This is a genomic window from Chloroflexus islandicus, from assembly GCF_001650695.1.
In the GTDB taxonomy this organism is placed as follows: Bacteria; Chloroflexota; Chloroflexia; order Chloroflexales; family Chloroflexaceae; genus Chloroflexus; species Chloroflexus islandicus.
Window position 1 is genome coordinate 69,776 of the sequence record NZ_LWQS01000039.1, and the last position, 20,107, is coordinate 89,882.

Annotated in this window: 15 protein-coding genes; 8 read left to right on the top strand and 7 right to left on the bottom strand. The window is 61.0% G+C overall.

Annotated elements, in window-relative coordinates; genetic code table 11:
- Window positions 1–9 precede the first annotated feature (9 nt).
- Window positions 10–1,263 (top strand): glycosyltransferase, encoded by a 1,254-nt coding sequence (locus A6A03_RS05955; protein WP_066784840.1) that lies wholly within the window; start codon window positions 10–12, stop codon window positions 1,261–1,263.
- A 399-nt stretch (window positions 1,264–1,662) separates the two neighbouring features.
- Here the strand turns inward: A6A03_RS05955 and A6A03_RS05960 are convergent, their stop codons facing one another.
- Window positions 1,663–4,662 (bottom strand): protein kinase family protein, encoded by a 3,000-nt coding sequence (locus tag A6A03_RS05960; RefSeq protein ID WP_066784843.1) that lies wholly within the window; start codon window positions 4,660–4,662, stop codon window positions 1,663–1,665.
- Window positions 4,663–4,763: 101 nt separating this feature from the next.
- A complete protein-coding gene (locus tag A6A03_RS05965) occupies window positions 4,764–6,155 on the bottom strand; it encodes an FAD-dependent oxidoreductase (RefSeq protein ID WP_066784844.1) in 1,392 nt (463 codons plus the stop codon).
- 960 nt (window positions 6,156–7,115) lie between these two features.
- Here A6A03_RS05965 and A6A03_RS05975 point away from each other — a divergent pair.
- The 3 genes from A6A03_RS05975 to A6A03_RS05985 all read left to right on the top strand — a co-directional run bounded on the left by A6A03_RS05975 (window position 7,116) and on the right by A6A03_RS05985 (window position 11,327).
- On the top strand, window positions 7,116–8,288 hold the full coding sequence (locus A6A03_RS05975) for a hypothetical protein (protein WP_245668862.1): 1,173 nt from the start codon (window positions 7,116–7,118) through the stop codon (window positions 8,286–8,288).
- A gap of 281 nt (window positions 8,289–8,569) precedes the next feature.
- A complete protein-coding gene (locus A6A03_RS05980; RefSeq protein ID WP_066784849.1) occupies window positions 8,570–9,784 on the top strand; it encodes a pyridoxal phosphate-dependent aminotransferase in 1,215 nt (404 codons plus the stop codon).
- A 529-nt stretch (window positions 9,785–10,313) separates the two neighbouring features.
- Window positions 10,314–11,327, top strand: a complete 1,014-nt coding sequence (locus A6A03_RS05985; protein ID WP_066784852.1) for a bifunctional ADP-heptose synthase — start codon at window positions 10,314–10,316, stop codon at window positions 11,325–11,327.
- A gap of 60 nt (window positions 11,328–11,387) precedes the next feature.
- Here the strand turns inward: A6A03_RS05985 and A6A03_RS05990 are convergent, their stop codons facing one another.
- From A6A03_RS05990 to A6A03_RS06010, 5 genes are all read right to left on the bottom strand, one after another.
- The gene (locus A6A03_RS05990; RefSeq protein ID WP_066784855.1) at window positions 11,388–11,756 is read right to left on the bottom strand and encodes an STAS domain-containing protein; all 369 of its coding nucleotides are present in this window, start codon (window positions 11,754–11,756) and stop codon (window positions 11,388–11,390) included.
- A 38-nt stretch (window positions 11,757–11,794) separates the two neighbouring features.
- Window positions 11,795–12,226 (bottom strand): ATP-binding protein, encoded by a 432-nt coding sequence (locus A6A03_RS05995; protein WP_066784858.1) that lies wholly within the window; start codon window positions 12,224–12,226, stop codon window positions 11,795–11,797.
- An 11-nt stretch (window positions 12,227–12,237) separates the two neighbouring features.
- Window positions 12,238–12,705, bottom strand: coding sequence for an ATP-binding protein (locus A6A03_RS06000; RefSeq protein WP_066784860.1), 468 nt, complete (start codon window positions 12,703–12,705; stop codon window positions 12,238–12,240).
- Window positions 12,706–12,871: 166 nt separating this feature from the next.
- Entirely contained in the window at window positions 12,872–14,425 is a 1,554-nt protein-coding gene (locus A6A03_RS06005; RefSeq protein ID WP_066784863.1) for an acyl-CoA carboxylase subunit beta, read from the bottom strand.
- 100 nt (window positions 14,426–14,525) lie between these two features.
- Window positions 14,526–15,299, bottom strand: coding sequence for a WecB/TagA/CpsF family glycosyltransferase (locus A6A03_RS06010; RefSeq protein WP_066784866.1), 774 nt, complete (start codon window positions 15,297–15,299; stop codon window positions 14,526–14,528).
- Between the two features lie 627 nt (window positions 15,300–15,926).
- Between A6A03_RS06010 and rpsL the strand changes: the two genes are divergently transcribed.
- From rpsL to A6A03_RS06030, 4 genes are all read left to right on the top strand, one after another.
- The gene (gene rpsL / locus A6A03_RS06015) at window positions 15,927–16,382 is read left to right on the top strand and encodes a 30S ribosomal protein S12 (RefSeq protein ID WP_066784868.1); all 456 of its coding nucleotides are present in this window, start codon (window positions 15,927–15,929) and stop codon (window positions 16,380–16,382) included.
- 12 nt (window positions 16,383–16,394) lie between these two features.
- Window positions 16,395–16,868, top strand: coding sequence for a 30S ribosomal protein S7 (gene rpsG / locus A6A03_RS06020; RefSeq protein WP_066784871.1), 474 nt, complete (start codon window positions 16,395–16,397; stop codon window positions 16,866–16,868).
- Window positions 16,869–16,931: 63 nt separating this feature from the next.
- Complete coding sequence (gene fusA / locus A6A03_RS06025) at window positions 16,932–19,040, top strand: elongation factor G (RefSeq protein WP_066784876.1); 2,109 nt, start codon at window positions 16,932–16,934, stop codon at window positions 19,038–19,040.
- 51 nt (window positions 19,041–19,091) lie between these two features.
- A complete protein-coding gene (locus A6A03_RS06030) occupies window positions 19,092–19,973 on the top strand; it encodes a class I SAM-dependent methyltransferase (protein ID WP_066784879.1) in 882 nt (293 codons plus the stop codon).
- The last annotated feature ends 134 nt before the right edge of the window (window positions 19,974–20,107 follow it).

Sequence of the window (20,107 nt, forward strand, 5' to 3'; positions counted from 1 at the left end):
CGATCAGCTATGCGCGTGTTAATGCTCACCTACGGCAGCCGTGGCGATGTCCAGCCCTTTGTCGCGCTGGGAGCGGCACTGCGCGCTGCCGGCCACCAGCCGATCTTGGCCGCACCAGAGCGTTTTGACCAGCTTGCCGCCGAACACCAGATCGCATTCGTACCCCTGCCGGGAGACATCGAACAACTTGCGCGCCAGATTGCCGATGAAGCGCGTGGCCGGCCATTGCACCTGATTAGCATCATCTACCGGTTCGCCTTGCCGCTAGGGGTGGAGGTTGCGCGCCGGATTCAACAGGCCGCCAAATCCGCTGATCTAATCGTCCATACCTTTTTGACCGTCGCGCTCGGCCATCTGTACGCGCAGCACTACAACATCGCCGAATGCGCGGTCGATCTGTTTCCCTTCTTCGATCCGCCAGCCGAGATTGCCAACCTGATGTGGCCAACCACCCAGATGGATTTTCGCTGGCGGCGGTTGAGTCACGTCTTTGCCCACCTTGTCTTCCGCACCAGTCAAAGTGTGGCCTATCGCATCTTGCGCCAGCGCCACCCCGACATCGGCCCGCCGCGCTTGCCATGGGCCGCGCCGGGCCGCGCCATTCCGCTCTTGCTGGCCTACAGCAAGGTGCTAGTACCGCCGGGAACAGCGCCCTTGAGCATCCAAACCGGCACGTGGCGCCTCCATCAGCCACACTGGCAACCGCCGCCCGATCTGGCCACCTTTCTCGCCGGCGGGCCGCCGCCGGTGGTGGTCAGTTTCGGCAGCATGGCGAGCCGCGAGGCAACCCGGATTGCGACCATCGTAATCGAGACCCTCCGGCGCACCGGCCAGCGCGGGATTGTGCAGCGCGGTTGGGGCAATGTGCTGCCGCAACAGATGCCCGATCACATCTACCTCGCCGGCGACATTCCCCACGACTGGCTGCTACCCCAAGCCGCCGCGATGATCCACCACGGCGGAGCGGGCACCACCGCCGCCGCCCTCCGTGCTGGTCTGCCGGCGGTGATCGTGCCATTTGCCGCCGACCAGCCGTTTTGGGCATGGCGCGCGCATCTCACCGGCGCCAATCCAGCCCCGCTGCCAGTGGGCGAACTCACGGTTGAACGGCTCAGCGTGGCATTACAGCAGGCGCTATCGCCCCCCCACCGCGCGCGCGCCGAAGATATCGCCAACCAGATGCGGTTGGAAGGCGGGGTCATGGCTGCGGTAGAACAGCTTGAGCGGTTGGCAACCAGACACCCCGATGCTGCGAGAGGGTAATGATTCGTAGGGGATAGTGAGGGCACGCAATGACAGATAACCCGTTGTCATTGCGAGGGCGCGGCGGCACCCAGCAGAGCGGGGTGCCGCGCGACCGAAGCAATCTCCTGCTCTAGCGACAGGAAGCCCGCTCAGGGCATCCCTCCCGCTCTCGCGGGGGATTGCTTCGCCGCCTCCGGCGGCTCGCAATGACAGATGACCCGTCTGTCATTGCGAGGGAGCAGCGGCACCCAGCGGAGCGGGGTGCCGCGCGACCGAAGCAATCTCCTGCTCTAGCGACAGGAAGCCCGCTCAGGGCATCCCTCCCGCTCTCGCGGGGGATTGCTTCGCCGCGTGCGGGCAGAGCATCGCGCTGACCCTCCGCGCGGCGCCAAGATGCTTGCGCCGTTCCAACCCGCGTCACTTCACCGGCGTCAAATCAAACAACAAAATCCCCTCATCGCGGGTGCTGACCGCCAATTGCGAACCACTGGGCGCAATCGCCATCGCCAACACTGCACCGGCAGCAAGATCGATTTCGCGCAGCAGTGTGCCGTCACTAAAGCGGTAGAATGCCAAATGACCGCTGATCGTGCCGGCAATGAGCAAGTTGCCATCAGACGTCACTGCTAGACTGCTCACCCAACCGCGATCGGCGGGCAAGCTCATCTGCAACACTTCCGCATTATTGCGCGCCACGTCGCGCACCCGCAACGAACCGTCACTGCTAGCGCTGAGCAGCAAGGTATTGTGAAAAACGATGCTCGTGATCGGGCCATTGTGGCCGCGCACGATCTGCGGATTCCCGCCGCGGGCCATCTCCCAGACCGCAATCTGCGGCGCGTCAGCGGGTTGATTAGTGGCCGCCGCTAGATAGGCGCCGTTCCCGCTAAAGGCAAGGGTATAGATCGGCCCGCCCAACCCGCTCAGCCGGCGGAGATACTGGCGACTCGCGGTCTCCCAGATGTATACTTCTCCGCGCTCGTTGCCGACGGCGATTAGGCTTCGATCAGGGCTGACCGCCAAATTGAGCGGAAACCCGTTCATGCCGCTCAATTGCTCGTTAGGCCGGCGATTCGTGAGATCGATTGTCACAATCTCGCCAGCTTCGCTGATCGCCACCACTTCGGTATCGCTAATAAACTCGATATAGCGCGTCGTCGCCGCCCCGCCGTCAAGACTGATGGTTCGCCCGCTCTCAAACACATGCACTCGCACCGCGCCATTAGCGCCGCTTGCCGCCAGTAAGCTGCCGTCTGGCCCATAACTCACCCCAGTCACGACCCCCTGCGTGACCTGAAAGCTCTGGATGACTTCGGTGGTATCGGCATTCCAAACCACCAAATTGCCACCCATATCGCTTGAGGCGAGAATCCGTTTGCCATCTGGATTCCAGCTCAACCCCAGCAGCCGCAAACCACGCTGGCGCAACACCCCACGCTCGGCGCCGTTGGCCGGGTTCCACAACCGCACGCTGCCGTCGAGGCTAGCACTAGCCAACAAGCGACCATCGGGACTATAGGCGACGCCGCGAATGACCACCCAGCCGTCGTGACCGCGCAACTCGCGTTGAACATCGCCGGTCGCAGCGTCGAGCAGGTAGACGTTGCCGTTGATCGAACCAACCGCAAGCTGGCGTCCATCAGGTGAAAAGGCGATCCCGGTCAACCAGAAGGGCGTATTGCTCTGCGGGTCAACCGGCGCATTGAAGCGGAAGGCATCGATCTGCCGCCCGCTAGCCACATCCCACAAACGCGCTGTCCCGTCGCGCGAGGCCGAGGCCAAACGTTGGCCATTAGGGCTAAACGCAACATTGCCGAGTAGATCGGTATGGCCGCGCAGCACAACCAACGTCTGCCCGCTTGCCACATCCCAAATGCGCACCGTGCGATCGGCGCTGCCCGAAGCCAGCAGCCGGCCATCGGGGCTAAAGGCCAACGAGCGGATCCAATCCTCGTGGCCGCGCAATTGGGCTAGCTCACGGCCATTACGCACATCCCACAACCGCACGACCGGATCATCTTGGGCGCCGGAAGCGAGGATCGCACCGTCGGGACTAAACGCCAGCGCGCTGACATCACCGGTATGGCCATTGAGCGTCGTCTGCGACACCAACGTCTCGGCATTGCGCAGCTGCACCACCGCACCCACGGCGACCGCCGCCACTTGACCATCGGGACTGTAGGCCGCCGCCCCTAGCCCATCTTCGCGCAACTGGGCCGTTTGGGTAATCGCTTCCACCTGCTGTAACAGCTCTGCCGCCGTAGCCGCGGTCGGGGTAGGCAGGGCCGGCATCGTCGGCGACATCGCTGCTGCGCCGCCGATCCAGCCAAACAGCGAACTATTGGTCATGTAGAGACCCACCAGCACGGCAACGACGACGCAAACACCAAGTGCAATGACCGCAAGACCACCCACGATAGCCAGCAGACACGAGGTGCTAATGAAAGGACGCGACGGTGCGGCAACAGTTGCGGTCGCTCCTGCCGGAGCAGCAGCGGGTGGTGGAGCTGGCGGCAACGGCGCCGGCGTAGCCGGAGTTGGCGCAACCGGCGCTGGCGTAACCGGCGCTGGCGTGGCTGGGGCCGGCGCAACCGCGACCATCTTCTCAGCCGGAGACATCGCCCCCATCGGTCGCCCGGCCATCAGCCGCACCGTCTCAAGCGCGCTGCGCATCTCGCTCACCCGCTGATAGCGATTGGCCGGCTTCAGCTCAAGCGCCCGCAACGTAAGCTGCTCGGCCAACACCGACACCTGCGGGTTCAGCGCACGCGGCGCATTGAGCGGTATGCCGGCCTGCCGTTGATGAGCCGGCGGCGGCGGCCAACCGGTCAGCAAGTGGTAGAGCACAGCGCCAATCGCATAAATATCGCTCACCGGCGCCGGCTCAACCGAATGATCGTACAACTCCGGCGCACGGTACGGCGTGGCTTCAAAACCCACGTGACGCGCGCAAGCAAACGGAGCCAGACTCAACCCGCCTTCAGGTGACGACCAGAAATCACACGTGCGCACATCACCCAGCAAGAGCGGCGGCTGATGCGCGTGCAAGCGTTCGAGCACCTGCAGCAGCCGGTCAACGATCGCTAACGTCTCACTTTCGGGGAGCGGCGCGCCGCGCTCGCGGGCAAACCGCTCAAGGTCAGCACCGCCGGGATCATCAGCTACTAGATAGCACACCTGATCGATCGCGAAATAGTCGCGCAACGCCAGCAACCCCGGCATATAGACTTGCGCCAGCTCGCGCGCCAGCCGCAAGACATCATCTACCGCGGCCTGATTGGGCTGGGGCAAGGCGGTAATCAGCACGCGCAATGACGAGCGCTGATCGATCGCGCGGTACAACTCGGCGTCAGGATAGGCATCGAGTGCGACAGTAATGCGGTAATGACCATTGAGTAAGGTGTCGATAGCGAGCATGGCGGCCCTTTGGCAGATAGACAACCGCTAATCCGAATCCACCACCCGCCCACTGGCGGACGGGTGGCAGAGCGTGTGCTACCATCAGTATACGGGATGTCTTAATCGGCTGCGGCGAGAATTTGCGGTTGCAGCATTAGATCGCCCCGCGCTTGCGCTTCGGTAATCCGCTCGATGCAGCGATTGGCGCTAATCACTGCCCCTTCGATCGAGGCCAGAAAATGCTGGCGCGTGTAATCGCCGGCAAGGAAGAAGTTGCGCACCGGCGTCGCCTGATCAGGCCGGTACTTATCAACCCCCGGCAAGGCCTGATACACCGAGTTGGGAATGCGCACGATCGTGTGCTTGAGCAGCTTGGCTTCGCGGGCAATTGGGTGCAAGCGGACAAACTCGCTCATCACAAACTGCACCAGCTCGTCGTCGGGCAGATTGATCAATTCGGCAGCCGGCGCGACCACAAACTGCATAATGCTGCGTTCACCTTTGTGATACTCCGGCGCCACCATCGCCATATCAGCGTAGACGCTCAGATGGGTGCCGGCGCTAAACAGCAGGTTATCGACCCCAGCGATGCGCCGGTCAAAGAAGAGCTGCATCGTAATCACCGGCGAACCCTTCAGATGGCTCAGATTAGCAAAATAGGGCAGCTCGCGCAGCGCTGGCGGAATGACTTTTCGCAGATTATGCACCGGCATCGCCGAGACATACACATCGCCAGTGATCAGGCGACCATCATCGAGCCGGAAACCGCTGACCTGATTCGTCTCAGCATCATACTCAATCGCCGCCACTCGCGCATTCAGCTCAACCCGGCCACCCAGCCGCTCGATCTGCGCAATCAGAGGCCGCCAAATGTTGGTGTCAGGCGAACCTTTGACCAACGCCATGCGCGGCGCCTCTTTCTCGTGGGCAAAGTGGAGCATCGCCGTCAGGGGCAGCTTGGCCGAAACGCGATCGGCACGCTGGAAGTTGAGCGCCAGCGCCATCGTGTGCATCACTTCGTCGATCGAACGCTGGCCCATACCGTGGCGGAGATGCCACGAGGCATAAGTCTCGTTATCCTGCTCGTCAACGTACTTTTGATCGCCAAAAATCACGCGCATCAGCCCTAAGCCCATGCGCAATTTATCACCCAACGAGAGCGGCTTGAAGGCCAGCACACCAGCCAACCCGTTAAGCGGGGTCGGCAGCCACGGCACAAAGCGGATCGGAGCCAACCCGTGGCGCTCGGAGGCAAAGATCATCTCGGCTGGCTTCCAGTTAAAGGTATCACCCAAGCCGTACCGCTCAAGGAAGGCGAGAAGATTGTGGTATGCGCCGAAGAAGACGTGCAATCCGCTCTCGATCCAGTCGCCATCGGCGTCTTGCCATGCCGACACCTTACCACCGGGCACATTTCGCTTCTCAAGCACAATCACCTCGTGGCCACGCTCAACCATCGTCCGCGCGACCACCATACCGGCCGGGCCGGCGCCTGCAATCACAATCCGCATAGTGGCATGCTTCCTGTCGCTATTCAATGTGCAAAAATGAACAACCTACATCTTTATAGCACGGTTAGTATGGCCGCGCAAGGCAGATGAACAGCTCTTGCACAAGGTACTCCTTCCCGCCCCCCTTTGTCATTGCGAGCCGAGCACAGCGAGGCGAAGCACTCCCCCGCGAGCACGAAACGCACCCCCTCAGCCTCCTTCCCGCTCCCCCTTTGTCATTGCGAGCCGCCGCAGGCGGCGAAGCAATCCCCCGCGAGCACGGGAGGGATGCCCTGAACGGGCTTCCTGTCGCTAGAGCAGGAGATTGCTTCGGTCGCGCGGCCCCCCGCTCTGCTGGGTGCCGCCGCTCCCTCGCAATGACAACGGGTCATCTGTCATTGCGAGCCGTGTGGAGGGGCAGAGCGATGCTCTGCCCGCACAAGGCGAAGCAATCCCCCGCGAGCACGAAACGCACCCACTTAGGCATCTTATCCGCTGAAGCGGGAGAGTGCTTCGGTCGCGCGGCACCCCGCTCTGCTGGGTGCCGCCGCTCCCTCGCAATGACAACGGGTCATCTGTCATTGCGAGCCGTGTGGAGGGGCAGAGCGATGCTCTGCCCGCACGAGGCGAAGCAATCCCCCGCGAGAGCGGGAGCCGCCTCCTCTGCGTCCTTCCCACCCCCTCTGTCATTGCGAGCCGTGTGGAGGGGCAGAGCGATGCTCTGCCCGCACGAGGCGAAGCAATCCCCCGCGAGAGCGGGAGCCGCCTCCTCTGCGTCCTTCCCACCCCCTCTGTCATTGCGAGCCGTGTGGAGGGGCAGAGCGATGCTCTGCCCGCACGAGGCGAAGCAATCCCCCGCGAGAGCGGGAGGGATGCCCTGAGCGGGTTGCTTGGCGCTAGAGCGGGAGATTGCTTCGGTCGCGCGGCACCCCGCTCTGCTGGGTGCCGCCGCTCCCTCGCAATGACAATAGGAATGGTACAATGCGAGTGCGCATCTACGCTGCAATCGATACCGTTACAATCATCGACGCCTGCCCTATGCTTCACCGCGCATTGCTCGCTCTTACCTTGGCCGTGCTGATGAGCGGGCAATTGTTGCTTCCGCGCTTGCCCCGCCCGCTCGATCTGCCGCCGCCGCGCACGGTGATCACCACCAATCCTCTGATCGGGGTTCATACCCGCCTCACCGGGATTGGCGACGAAGGTTACATTCGCCGTACCCTTGCTCAAGTACACGACATGGGTGCGAGTTGGATCGTTGAACTCTTTCCGTGGGCCTATATCCAACCGCGTTCGCGCTACGGTTTCGATTGGGCGGGAGCCGATATGGTGATCGCCCATGCCCGTGCGCAGGGGTTACAAGTCGTGGCCCGGCTCGACATCGTGCCGGCGTGGGCCCGCCCGCCCGATACGACTGACCGCTATCTCGACCGTGATCACTTCGCCGATTTTGCCAATTTCGCCGCCGCGTTCGCTGCGCGCTACACACCGCAAGGCGTGCGCCATTTTGTGATCTGGAATGAGCCAAACCTGCGCTTCGAGTGGGGCGAACGACCGCCCGACCCCGGCGCGTATACCGATCTGCTCAAGCATGTCTATCCGGCGATCAAAGTCGCTGCCCCTGACGCCATCGTCATCGCCGGCGCCCTCTCGCCCGGCCCAAGCCTCGAAGGCGGCGCGCTGCGTATGGACGACATGCAATTCCTCGCTTCACTGGCCGATGCCGGTGCATTCCCATTCTTTGATATGTGGGCCGTGCATGCCTATGGCGGGTTAGAACCGCCCGATGCTACCCCTGACCTCGATCGAGTCAATTTTCGCCGCATCGAGCTGGTGCGCGATCTGCTTGACCGGCTTGGCGGCGCTGATAAGCGGATCATCATTACCGAAGGCGGCTATAACGACCATCCACGCTGGAGCGGCGCGGTGCGCCCCGCCGACCGGCTGCGCTGGACGATCGCGACCTACGAGCAATCGCGGCGCTATCCGTGGCTCGAAGCGACCATCCTCTGGCAATTCAGTACACCCTTCCTGACCCGTTCGTACCCCGATGCGTGGAACTTCGTCCATCCCGACGGTACGCCGCGCGCGATCTATTTGGCGGTGCAGGAATATGCCCGCTACGGGGTGATGCCAGAGGTGATGGATCCGTAATCGTCAAACTATGGAATGCGGCAATATGACTGCCGCACGCCACAACCGCGGAACCAACCCGCTTCCGCCGCTGCCCGTCGCCACCTACCCGTCGCTGCTACAGGACGGCTACGGACTATGCCATGCGGCAGTGTAACTGCCGCACTCCATACCAGCGCACCCACCCCGCTTCCGCCGCTGCCCATCACCACATGTACCCGTCTCTGGTATAATCGGGTAAATTGTACTTGCGACACTTGATGTCTGCGCGCTACCTATACCCGACCAGACAGGAGCGTTCCATGTCCGCTAACATCGAATATCGCCTTGCCCGCCGCCTCGCCGCCCTTGAAGCCTCGGCCACTGCCGCTATGACCGCCCGCGTCGCCCAGATGCGCGCCGCTGGCATTAAGGTCATCTCCTTCAGCGTCGGCGAACCCGATTTCGATACCCCCGAACCGATTAAGCAGGCTGCCATCGCTGGCATTCACGCCAACCATACCCACTACACCCCTACCGGCGGCACGCTTGAGCTGCGCAAAGCGGTGGCCGCTCGTGTGACTGCCGATCAGGGCATCACCTATGGCATCAATCAAGTGACTGTCACCACCGGCGCGAAAGAGGCCCTCTACCTCGCCTTCCAAGCCCTCTGCGACGAAGGTGATGAGGCGGTCATTCCCGCTCCCTACTGGGTAAGTTATGTCGAGCAAGCCAAACTGGCTGGCGCTACTCCCATCACCCCGCAGACGACTGAGCAGACCGGCTTCAAACTGACGCCTGACCAACTGCGCGCCAGCCTGAGCGAGCGCACCCGCATCGTGGTGCTCAATTCGCCCTCGAACCCGACCGGCGCGGTCTACAGCGCCGAGGAGCTGGCGGCGCTCGCCGAGGTGTTGCGTGATCACTCGGCGATTATCATTACCGACGAGATTTACGATGCGATTTCGTATGTGCCGTATGCCCGCCTGTTACGCATCGCGCCCGATCTGGCCGATCGCACGCTGGTGGTCAACGGCGCTGCCAAAGCCTATGCGATGACCGGCTGGCGCGTCGGCTACGTGGCCGGCCCGCAACCGATTATCGAGGCGATCAAGGCTATCCAGAGCCACACCAGCACCCACACCTCCAGCATTTCGCAAGATGCAGCCTTGGCGGCATACACGCCTAACCCTGAGATCGAGGCCACCGTCGCAGCAATGACTGCCGAGTTCCTCCGCCGGCGTGACCTCATTCTCGAACTGCTGGCCGAAATTCCCGGCGTGACCTGCACTGTGCCCGACGGCGCGTTCTACGTCTTCCCCAACGTCAGCGCGCTGCTCAACCGCCCGCTGCGCAACGGCAAGGTATGCACGACCAGCGATGAACTCAACCTCTACCTGCTCGAAGAGGCTCACATTGCCTGCGTCGGCGGCGAAGCCTTTGGCGCACCCGGCTATCTGCGCCTGTCGTATGCAACTGGCAGCGAAGAGATCCGGATCGGGATGCAACGCTTCCGCGAGGCAGTGCTTGGCGGGTAGCGCGTTGAGAGAGCCTGATAGCAAGCTAGCATTTCATCAGCTAACCCTGTCACGTCTCTCTCCCGCCTGCGGGTTGAGGGACGGACAGAACATTTGACCGAGCACAACCGTTGATCGCTGTGCGATGCCTCAAAGTCCGGTGCTGCACTCCCCTCTCCCGCTGGCGCGGGAGAGGGGCTGGGGGTGAGGGGGCCCACAGCCCGCGCAGCGGGCTTCGTAATCCTCGCCCGGCCCTTCAGGGCCGGGTGCCGGATTAGAGGTTCTGTCCGCCCTTGAACCCTAGCGGGGGAGGATGGGGGCCATTCCAAAGGTCGCAAAGATGCAAAGGGGTTGGTATTACCGATCTCCTTTTCCCTCTGCGTCCTCAGCGCCCTCTGCGGTAACAAACGTACTACCTCTCACCTGACGGCGGGCGAGAGAGTTGGGGCCGGGGTGAGGGTTCGCACCTGCACCCGCCAAGCCAGCAACCTCTCCTTGCCGCCAGTACGCCGAGATCGGGACGAAGCCGTTAGAATCATCAAACCTCAGTATGGCAGACGCTCTACCCTCCTACGATTTACCGCACCCATCCGTCCTTGCCGGACGGCGGATCGTCGTGGTCGGCGACATCACTCTTGACGAATACCTGTACGGCAAAGCCACCCGCCTTTCCCGCGAGGCGCCGATTCCCGTGCTCGAATTTTTGCGGCGGGAAACGATCCTCGGCGGCGCGGCCAATCCGGCCCGCAATGTGGTGGCGCTCGGCTCGCAGGCCAGTCTGATTGCGATTGTCGGCGACGATGAGGAAGGGGCGCATTTGCGCACTCTGTTGCACACCGCGGGAATCGACGATAGTGGCGTGATCACCGTCGCCGATCGCGTTACCACCCGCAAAACACGCATTCTGGCCGACGCCGCTCCTCGCTTGCCGCAGCAAGTCGCCCGCCTCGACCGGCTTGATCGCCGCCCGCTGACTCCTGCCGAAGAGGATCGGGTCATTGCCGCGCTCGATCAGCAATTACCGGCCGCTGACGCCGTCATCTGCTCCGATTATCAACAGGGGTTGCTCACGCCGCGGGTGGTGACCGCGATCCGCGATCACTGCCGCCAACACGGAGTCATCTTTGCCGTTGACGCGCAGGGCAATTCGCACTACTACCGCCACGCCGATCTCTTTCGCTGCAACGATGCCGAAGCAGCAGCAGCGCTCGGCATGCCCATGCTCGACGATACGGCGATGGCGAATGGCATTGCCCGTCTCTATCACGAACTCGCGGCGCGGCTGGTCATCGTCACCCGCGGCCCAGCGGGATTGGCGCTGATCGGTGACGACGAGCCGTACCAACAACTGCCGGCCCACCGGGTCAGCGAAGTCTTTGACACCACCGGCGCCGGCGACACCTTTATTGCCGTCGCCACGCTAGCGTTGGCTGCCGGCTACCGCGGACGCACAGCAGCAGCGCTGGCCAACATCGCGGCGGCGTTAGTGGTGCGGCGGTTAGGGAATGCGGTCGTTACCCCAGACGAATTAGCTGCCGCTATCGCAACCATCGAGACAACATAACCCTCTCGCGGCGGATCGCGAGAGGGTGAACAAGAGCAGCAACTATCCTCGTGCAATGAACTATTCCACTGCCCCTAGCCGCTTGAACGCGCTGAGCGCATCTTCCTCAGTCTGATAGATCTCGGCATATTGCGCCAAACCGACCATGCGAAAGATCTTTTGGAAATGCGGCGACAACCCGCTGACCGCCAACTTCTGCCCATTCTGATTCACTTCGGTGACAATCCCGATCAGAATGGCAATCCCAGCACTATTAATATAATCGTTCTGGCGAAAGTTGAGCAGAATAAACCGATCGCCCTTCGCTGTCACTTGCCGGTACGCGCCGTTGATCTTCTCTTCGGCGAATGTCGTCACATCACCGATCAGATCGATAATCGCCACGCCGTCGCGATGGCGAATATTGACGGTCAACTCGTCTTCTAACATCGATCGCTCCTCAAATCATCCACCATAATCCAGCAGGATCACGATGCGCTCACACTTTCCTCTGCCAGATTACGGTAAAACACGAGCCGCATACACGTGCCATCGTCCGGGTCAGCCACGACACTCACCTCATCGGTAAGCGTAACAATGAGCATGAGACCCATCCCTCGCAATGAAGCGCGCTGCTCAAGCGTCCACTGAACTGGCTTGTGCGGCAACATCGGCAATAATCCGCCCTCATCGTAGACATCAATCACCAAGCGCTGTTCGTCTACAGTGCAGAGCACTTGCACTTTCCGCTGCGGATCGGATCGATTGCCATGCTCGATCGCGTTCGTACACGCTTCGCACAACGCCGTCTTCACGTCTTCGACGCGCTCTGGCGAAATGCCGCAGCGGCGAGCCAATGACGCCACCGCGTCACGCGCAACCACTTCGTAGCCGAGAATGCTGGGGAGGATGATCTGCATAGTGTCCCGGCCTATTGATCACCAACCGGCGAGCGTTCCAGATGGACAACCATTCGCACCTGATTCCCGCCGCCCGGCGCTAGGGTAAATTCTACTTCATCCATTAATTCACGCATGAGCCAAATGCCCCAACCGCCCTTATCAGCGCGTTGAAAGGCATCAGCGATATGAGGCCGCGTCTTCGTCTGTTCAAGCTCCAGCGCCCGCCGCCCTTGATCTGACACACTAATAATCAACTCATCGGGGCGCACCGTGAGCACGACCACCACTTTCATCGCCGCATCGGCTTGGTTACCGTGCTCGATAGCATTGGTCACTGCTTCGCCGATGGCAGTGCGCAAGGCATCAATCCGCTCATCAGCAAACCCCATCCGCCGCGCCAGCGCCGCCGCCGTATCCATCGCGATCCGTTCATAGCCTAGCCGGCTTGGCAGGCGCAGTTCGATCACCTGTCCTGTCGCGCCCTCGACATCGCTCATGCCTGTCTTCCCACCCTGCGAGCGTTGATTGTAGAACTATTGCGGTGCAACCTGATTGGTCGTAGAGCCGTTGCCTCGCAACGGCTCTACATATTGATGCAACACATTTATGATAGCACAGGCATCAACAAGCGTGTTACCAGATCTCAAGCCGCGATCACACCAATCATAACGGAATATTGCCGTGTTTTCGCGCAGGCAGGCTCTGGCGTTTGGTACGGGCAAGGCGCAGGGCACGGATGAGGGCCGGACGGGTCTCGCGCGGCTCGATCACGGCGTCGATATAGCCGCGTTCAGCAGCGACATACGGGTTGGCAAAGCGATTTTGGTAATCTTCCACCAGCTCGGCCAGCCGCGCCGCCGGGTCATCGGCTTCAGCCAGCTCTTTGCGGAAGATGATCCGCACGGCGGCATCAACCCCCATCACCGCAATTTCAGCCGTCGGCCACGCGAAGTTGAAGTCGGCCCGAATGTGCTTGCTCGCCATCACGTCATACGCGCCGCCGTACGCTTTGCGCGTAATCACCGTCAACTTCGGCACCGTCGCCTCGCAGTAGGCGTAGAGCAACTTCGCGCCGTGGCGAATGATCCCGCCGTATTCTTGCTGAGTGCCCGGCAAGAAGCCCGGCACATCAACAAAGGTCACGAGCGGAATATTAAAGGCGTCACAGAAGCGCACGAAACGCGCTGCCTTGACCGAGCTGTCAATATCAAGCGTGCCGGCCATTTGCAGCGGCTGATTGCCGACCACGCCAACCACGTGCCCATCGAGCCGGGCAAAGCCAATCACAATATTCTTTGCCCACGCCGGCTGCACCTCAAAGAAGAAGCCATCATCAACCACCGATTCGATCACTTTGATCATGTCGTAGGCTTTGCGCGGATTGTCGGGCACAATGCTCTGCAACTCCTCGTCCATCCGCTCAGGATCATCAGTCGGCGGCTGGTAGGGCGGGTCTTCCATATTATTCGCCGGCAAGAACGACAACAGTGTTCGCAACTGGTCAAAGCACTCATCTTCGGTATCGGCGGCAAAATGGGCCACACCGCTGCGCGTGTTGTGGGTCATCGCCCCACCCAACTCTTCAAAGCCGACCTCTTCGCCGGTTACAGTCTTGATCACATCAGGCCCGGTAATGAACATTTGGCTGATGTTTTTGACCATAAAAATAAAATCGGTCATCGCCGGCGAATAGACCGCGCCGCCAGCGCAAGGGCCGGCAATAATCGAGAGTTGGGGAATGACGCCACTGCTCAGCACGTTGCGGTAGAAGATCTCGGCATAGCCGCCCAAACTCACCACACCCTCTTGAATGCGCGCACCGCCGCTGTCGTTAATCCCGATGCAGGGCACGCCCATGCGCAACGCCAGATCCATCACTTTACAAATCTTCTCGGCGAACACCTCACCAAGCGAACCGCCGAAGACGGTAAAGTCTTGGGCAAAGACACACACCGGACGGCCATCGATCGTGCCGTGACCGGTAATGACCCCGTCACCCAACGGCTTGCGCCGATCCATGCCAAACGCCGAGGTGCGATGGACGGCAAAAGCATCGAGTTCAACAAACGAACCGGGGTCAAGCAGACGCTCAATCCGCTCACGCGCGGTCAACTTGCCACGCTCATGCTGGCGGGCAATTGCCGCCGGGTCTTGATTGCGCGCTCGTTCGCGCCGCTCACGCAGCGCTGCAATCTTTTCCGCTGTGGTCTGCGCCATAGCACTCCTCGCTTCCAGCGCCGGCTCACACCGCCGGCAATACGGTTTAGGTCGCGTTTACTGAATGGATCATCACGCTCGTGACGACGAGCAATCGATCTTATTTCCCAGTTCCCTCATTTCCCATTCCCGTTGCGCTACCCCGCCGGCCCTGCCAGAGCACAGCCAGCGCAAACGCCGGCACCGCATCGATAATCCGTCGCCAGCGCGCCGGTTGTACCGCCAAGCGGAAGGCCCACTCCAACCCCAACCGGCGCATCACCTGCGGAGCGCGCGGTACCCGCCCGGCCAGATAATCAAACGTCCCGCCTACGCCCATGGCCAGCGGCACCCGCAAGAACGGCTGGTTACGCGCGATCCACAACTCTTGGCGCGGATGGCCATACGCCACCAGCAAGATATCAGGCCGCGCCGCCGCGATGATCGCGCGCTGCTGCTGATCAGCTTCCGGCGCTGGCGAACCGGCGTAACAGCCAGCAATCTGCAACCGCGGCCAGCGTCGTTGCAACACCGCCGCCGCCGCTTCCGCCACCCCCGGACCCGCCCCCAAAAAGAAGATGCGGTAGCCGCGTTCCGCCGCAAGCTGGGCCAGCCGTTGCGTCAACTCCACCCCGGTCACCCGCCCGCGCAACGGCGTCCCCAACCAACGCGCCGCGAGCAGCACGCCAAAACCATCAGGCGTATTCAAATCAGACGCCTGCAACACCGCGCGAAATGCCGGATGGCGCCGCGCCTCCATAATAAACTCCGGATTGACCGTACAAATCTGGTGCGGCCCGCCAGCCTCGATCATCGCCGCTGCCCGCGCCAACGCCTCCGGCTCGGTTACGTCGTCAATCGGTACACCCAGAATATCAATCCGGCCTGATCTCATCGCTATTCCTGCCATGACGCGGTGTATCGTCTCTCATCATACCGCATCCGGCTACAAACAAAGACAACGCCGCCCAGCAAAACCACCCCCATCCCTTAACCCCCATTCGTTGTCCCATTCGTTCATTCGTTCCCCATTCGTTGTCCCATTCGTTCATTCGTTCCCCATTCGTTGTCCCATTCGTTCATTCGTTCCCCATTCGTTGTCCCATTCGTTCATTCGTTCCCCATTCGTTGTCCCATTCGTTCATTCGTTCCCCATTCGTTGTCCCATTCGTTGTCCCATTCGTTCATTCGTTGTCCCATTCGTTGTCCCATTCGTTGTCCCATTCGTTGTCCCATTCGTTGTCCCATTCGTTCATTCGTTCCCCCATTCGTTGTCCCATTCGTTGTCCCATTCGTTCATTCGTTCCCCCATTCGTTGTCCCATTCGTTGTCCTGTTTGACAAAGCCTAGTGACAGTGCTATACTCCGATACTGCTGCGAAGAAATTGCGCAGCAGAATGTTTGCGCGCCATGCGGCCCACTTCTAAGGCGCAGTGGCATACTGCGACCAGATCTTTGGGCCAGTTATTATTTTGTCTGCAAAAGCTTGTTGATCGCAGGCCGGTTTAAAGGAGAGCATTAGATGCCGACCATTAACCAACTTGTTCGGAAGCCGCGCAAGCCGGTGGTGAAAAAGACCAAAGCCCCGGCCCTGCGCTTCACCTACAACTCGCTGAAGGGGAAGCTGACTCGCGGCCGCGGATCGCCACAGAAGCGCGGCGTCTGCACCAAGGTGACGACCATGACGCCGAAGAAGCCCAATTCGGCGCTGCGCAAGATCGCCCGCGTGCGGCTCTCCAACGGCCTTGAGGTGACGGCATACATCCCCGGCGAGGGGCACAATTTGCAAGAGCACTCGGTGGTGTTGATCCGCGGTGGCCGTGTCAAAGACTTGCCCGGCGTGCGCTATCACATCGTGCGCGGTACGCTTGATACGCAGGGTGTCAACGGTCGCAAGCAGGGTCGCAGCAAGTACGGTACGAAGAAGAATCAGCCGGTCGGCAAGGGTGCAGCCGCTGGCAAGGGCGGTAAGAAGTAGGAGAGGTGCGGTATGCCCCGTCGCGGTACGGTTGAACGGCGGCCAGTTCCGCCGGATGCGCGCTATAACAGCGTTCTTGTCCAGAAGTTTATCAATAAGGTCATGGAGCGCGGCAAGAAGAGTGTCGCCGAGCGGATCGTCTATCAGGCGCTTGATCTTGCCGCCGAACGGCTCAAGAAGCCGCAGATGGAGATTTTCGAGCAGGCGCTGCGCAATGCCAGCCCTTCGATCGAGGTGAAGCCCAAGCGCGTCGGCGGCGCTACCTATCAGGTGCCCGTCGAGGTCAAGAGCGACCGCCGCTATTCGCTCGCCATGCGCTGGCTGCTGATGTCGGCCCGCGCTCGCTCGGGCAAGCCAATGGTTGATCGCCTCGCCGCTGAATTGATTGATGCCTATAACAACACCGGCACGACGATTAAGCGGAAGGAAGATGTTCACCGCATGGCGGAAGCCAACCGCGCTTTCGCCCACTATGGCCGGCTCTAACGCCGGTCTCGGTTTAGAGGATACGGCGACTTGCGTCGCCTCACGTAGGAGTATGTGACGGGTATGCCACGTCAGATCGAACTCGACAAGGTACGCAATATCGGCATTATTGCCCATATCGACGCGGGCAAGACCACGACGACCGAGCGGATCCTGTTTTATACCGGCCGCACGTACAAGATCGGCGAGGTTCACGAGGGTACCGCAACGATGGACTGGATGCCGCAGGAGCAGGAGCGCGGGATTACCATCACCGCCGCAGCGACGACTGCCCCTTGGCGTCTTAATGGCGTTGAGTATCGGATCAATATTATCGATACTCCCGGCCACGTCGACTTTACGGTAGAGGTGGAACGATCACTGCGCGTGCTCGACGGCGGCGTCGTCGTGTTCGACGGCGTGGCTGGCGTTGAACCTCAGTCGGAAACGGTCTGGCGACAGGCCGATAAGTATAATGTGCCGCGCATCTGTTTTGTCAATAAGATGGATCGCGTCGGCGCGAGCTTTGAGCGCTGCGTGCAAATGATTAAAGATCGTCTCGGCGCGAAGCCGGCGATCGTCCAGTTGCCCATCGGCGTCGAAGATACCTTCCGCGGCACGATCGATCTCTTCTCGATGAAGGCGACGGTCTATTATGACGACCTCGGCAAGGATATCCGCGAAGAGGAGATTCCCGCCGAGCTGCGTCCCGCCGCTGAAAAGGCTCGCAATGAGCTGATCGAGATGATCGCTGAGACCGACGATGAGCTGACGCTCCTCTACCTCGAAGGCCAAGAGCTGACCGTCGAGGAATTGAAGCGCGGTCTGCGCAAGGCGACCATCGAGCGCAAGCTAGTGCCGGTGCTCTGCGGTGCGGCCCTGCGTAATAAGGGTGTTCAGAAGCTGCTCGACGCCGTCATCGAATACCTGCCTTCGCCGCTCGATCGCCCCGCGATCACCGGCACGTTGCCCGGTCAGGTGATGGGTGATGATGGTGTCGAAGTCATTACCCGCCGCGTCAGCGATGATGAGCCGTTTACCGCGCTCGTCTTTAAGATTGTCGCTGACCCGTATGTCGGGAAGTTGGCCTACTTCCGCGTCTACGCCGGCAAGATCGAGAAGGGATCGTATGTCCTCAACTCGACCCGTGGCCAGCGTGAGCGCCTTGGCCGCCTCCTCCGCATGCATGCAAATCATCGCGAAGACATTGATGAGGTGTATGCCGGCGAAATCGCGGCGATGGTCGGCCCCAAGAATTCCTATACCGGCGATACGATCTGCGATCCCGATCACCCGATCGTGCTTGAGAGCATTCGCTTCCCTGAGCCGGTGATCGAGCTGGCGATCGAGCCGAAGACCAAGGCTGACCAAGACAAGATGTCGATCGCCCTCAGCCGCTTGGCCGAGGAAGACCCGACCTTCCGCGTCTATACCGACCCTGAGACCGGCCAGACGATTATCAAGGGTATGGGTGAGCTGCACCTCGAGGTAATCGTCGATCGTATGCGCCGCGAGTATAAGGTCGAGGCGAATCAGGGCAAGCCGCAGGTTTCGTACCGCGAGACGATCACCATCCCGGTTGATCACGAGACCCGCTTCGTCCGCCAGACCGGTGGCAAGGGCCAGTATGGCCACGTCAAGATTAAGTTCGAGCCGTTGCCCCCCGGCGGTGGCTTCGAGTTCGTCAATGCGATCGTCGGCGGTGTGATTCCCAAAGAATACATCCCCGCCGTCGAGCAGGGTCTGCGCGAAGCGATGCAGACGGGCGTGATCGCCGGCTATCCGGTGGTTGATCTTAAGGCAACGCTGTACGACGGTTCATACCACGAAGTTGACTCGTCGGAAATGGCCTTTAAGATCGCAGCGTCGATGTGTCTCAAAGAAGCGGTTCGCCGCGGCAAGCCGCAGTTGCTCGAGCCGATTATGAAGGTCGAGACGGTCACGCCTGAGGAATTCCTTGGCACCGTCATCGGCGATTTCAACTCGCGCCGTGGCCGCATCGAAGGCATGGAAGCCCGCGGCAATGCGCAGGTGGTGCGCGCCTTCGTGCCGCTGGCCAATATGTTCGGCTATATGACGGATCTCCGCTCGGCCACGCAGGGCCGCGCTACCTCGTCGATGGAGTTTGACCATTACGAGCCGCTGCCTGATGCGTTGGCTAAGGAGATTATCGAGAAGCGCAGCGCCAATTAGTGAGGAAGGACGGGGACGGCCGCCCCGCGCGGTCGTCCCTTTTCTGCGAAGATGGAACTACGCCTGCTGACGCCGCCGCCTTGGTCTGATTATGAATTGATCGACTCAGGCCACGGCGCGAAATTGGAACGGTTTGGCCCGTATGTGTTGGCCCGGCCGGAGACGCAGGCGATCTGGTCGCCGCATTTGCCGGCGACCGAATGGCAGAAGGCTGATGCGACGTTTCGTCGCACGCGCGGCGATGAGGGGCCGGGTGAATGGCAACAACATCGCCCGTTGCCCGAACGGTGGCCGATCAATGCTAATGGGGTGCGCTGTTGGCTGCGCTTGACGCCGTTTCGCCATACGGGCGTGTTTCCAGAACATAGCGCCCATTGGGAATGGTTGGCCCGCCAAGTGCAACGCCGTACCCAGCCGCGCGCGTTGGTGTTGTTTGGGTATACCGGATTGAGCAGCCTGCATCTCGCTCGCTACGGTGCGCACGTGACGCACGTCGATGCTTCTAAGCCCGCCGTGCGTTGGGCGCAAGAGAATCAGGCGCTGGCCGAACTGACCGGCCGCCCAATCCGGTGGCTGATCGATGATGTCGGTAAATTTGTCGCTCGCGAATTGCGGCGGGGAAATCGCTACGATTTGATTTTGCTCGACCCGCCGGTGTTTGGGCGCGGGCCAAACGGTGAGATTTGGCGCTTGCACGAACAATTGCCACAGTTGCTGGCCCAATGCGCTGCGTTGCTCAGCCAGCAACCGTTAGGTGTGTTGGTATGCGCCTATGCGACAACCATTTCGGCGCTGACAATCGGTAATTTGCTTGCCGAAACGATGGCGCCGTTTCATGGATATGTAACCGCTGGCGAGTTGGCCATCCCAGAACAGACCACTCGCCGCTTGTTGCCCACGGCGATTTACGCCGTCTGGTCTGATCGGGAATAAGCCGCATCCGGCTGACAAGGATAAGCAGATCGCGCAAGAACGCGGAGGAACAACACAATGGCCAAGCAGAAATTCGAGCGGACGAAACCGCATATTAACGTCGGCACCATCGGCCACGTCGACCACGGCAAGAC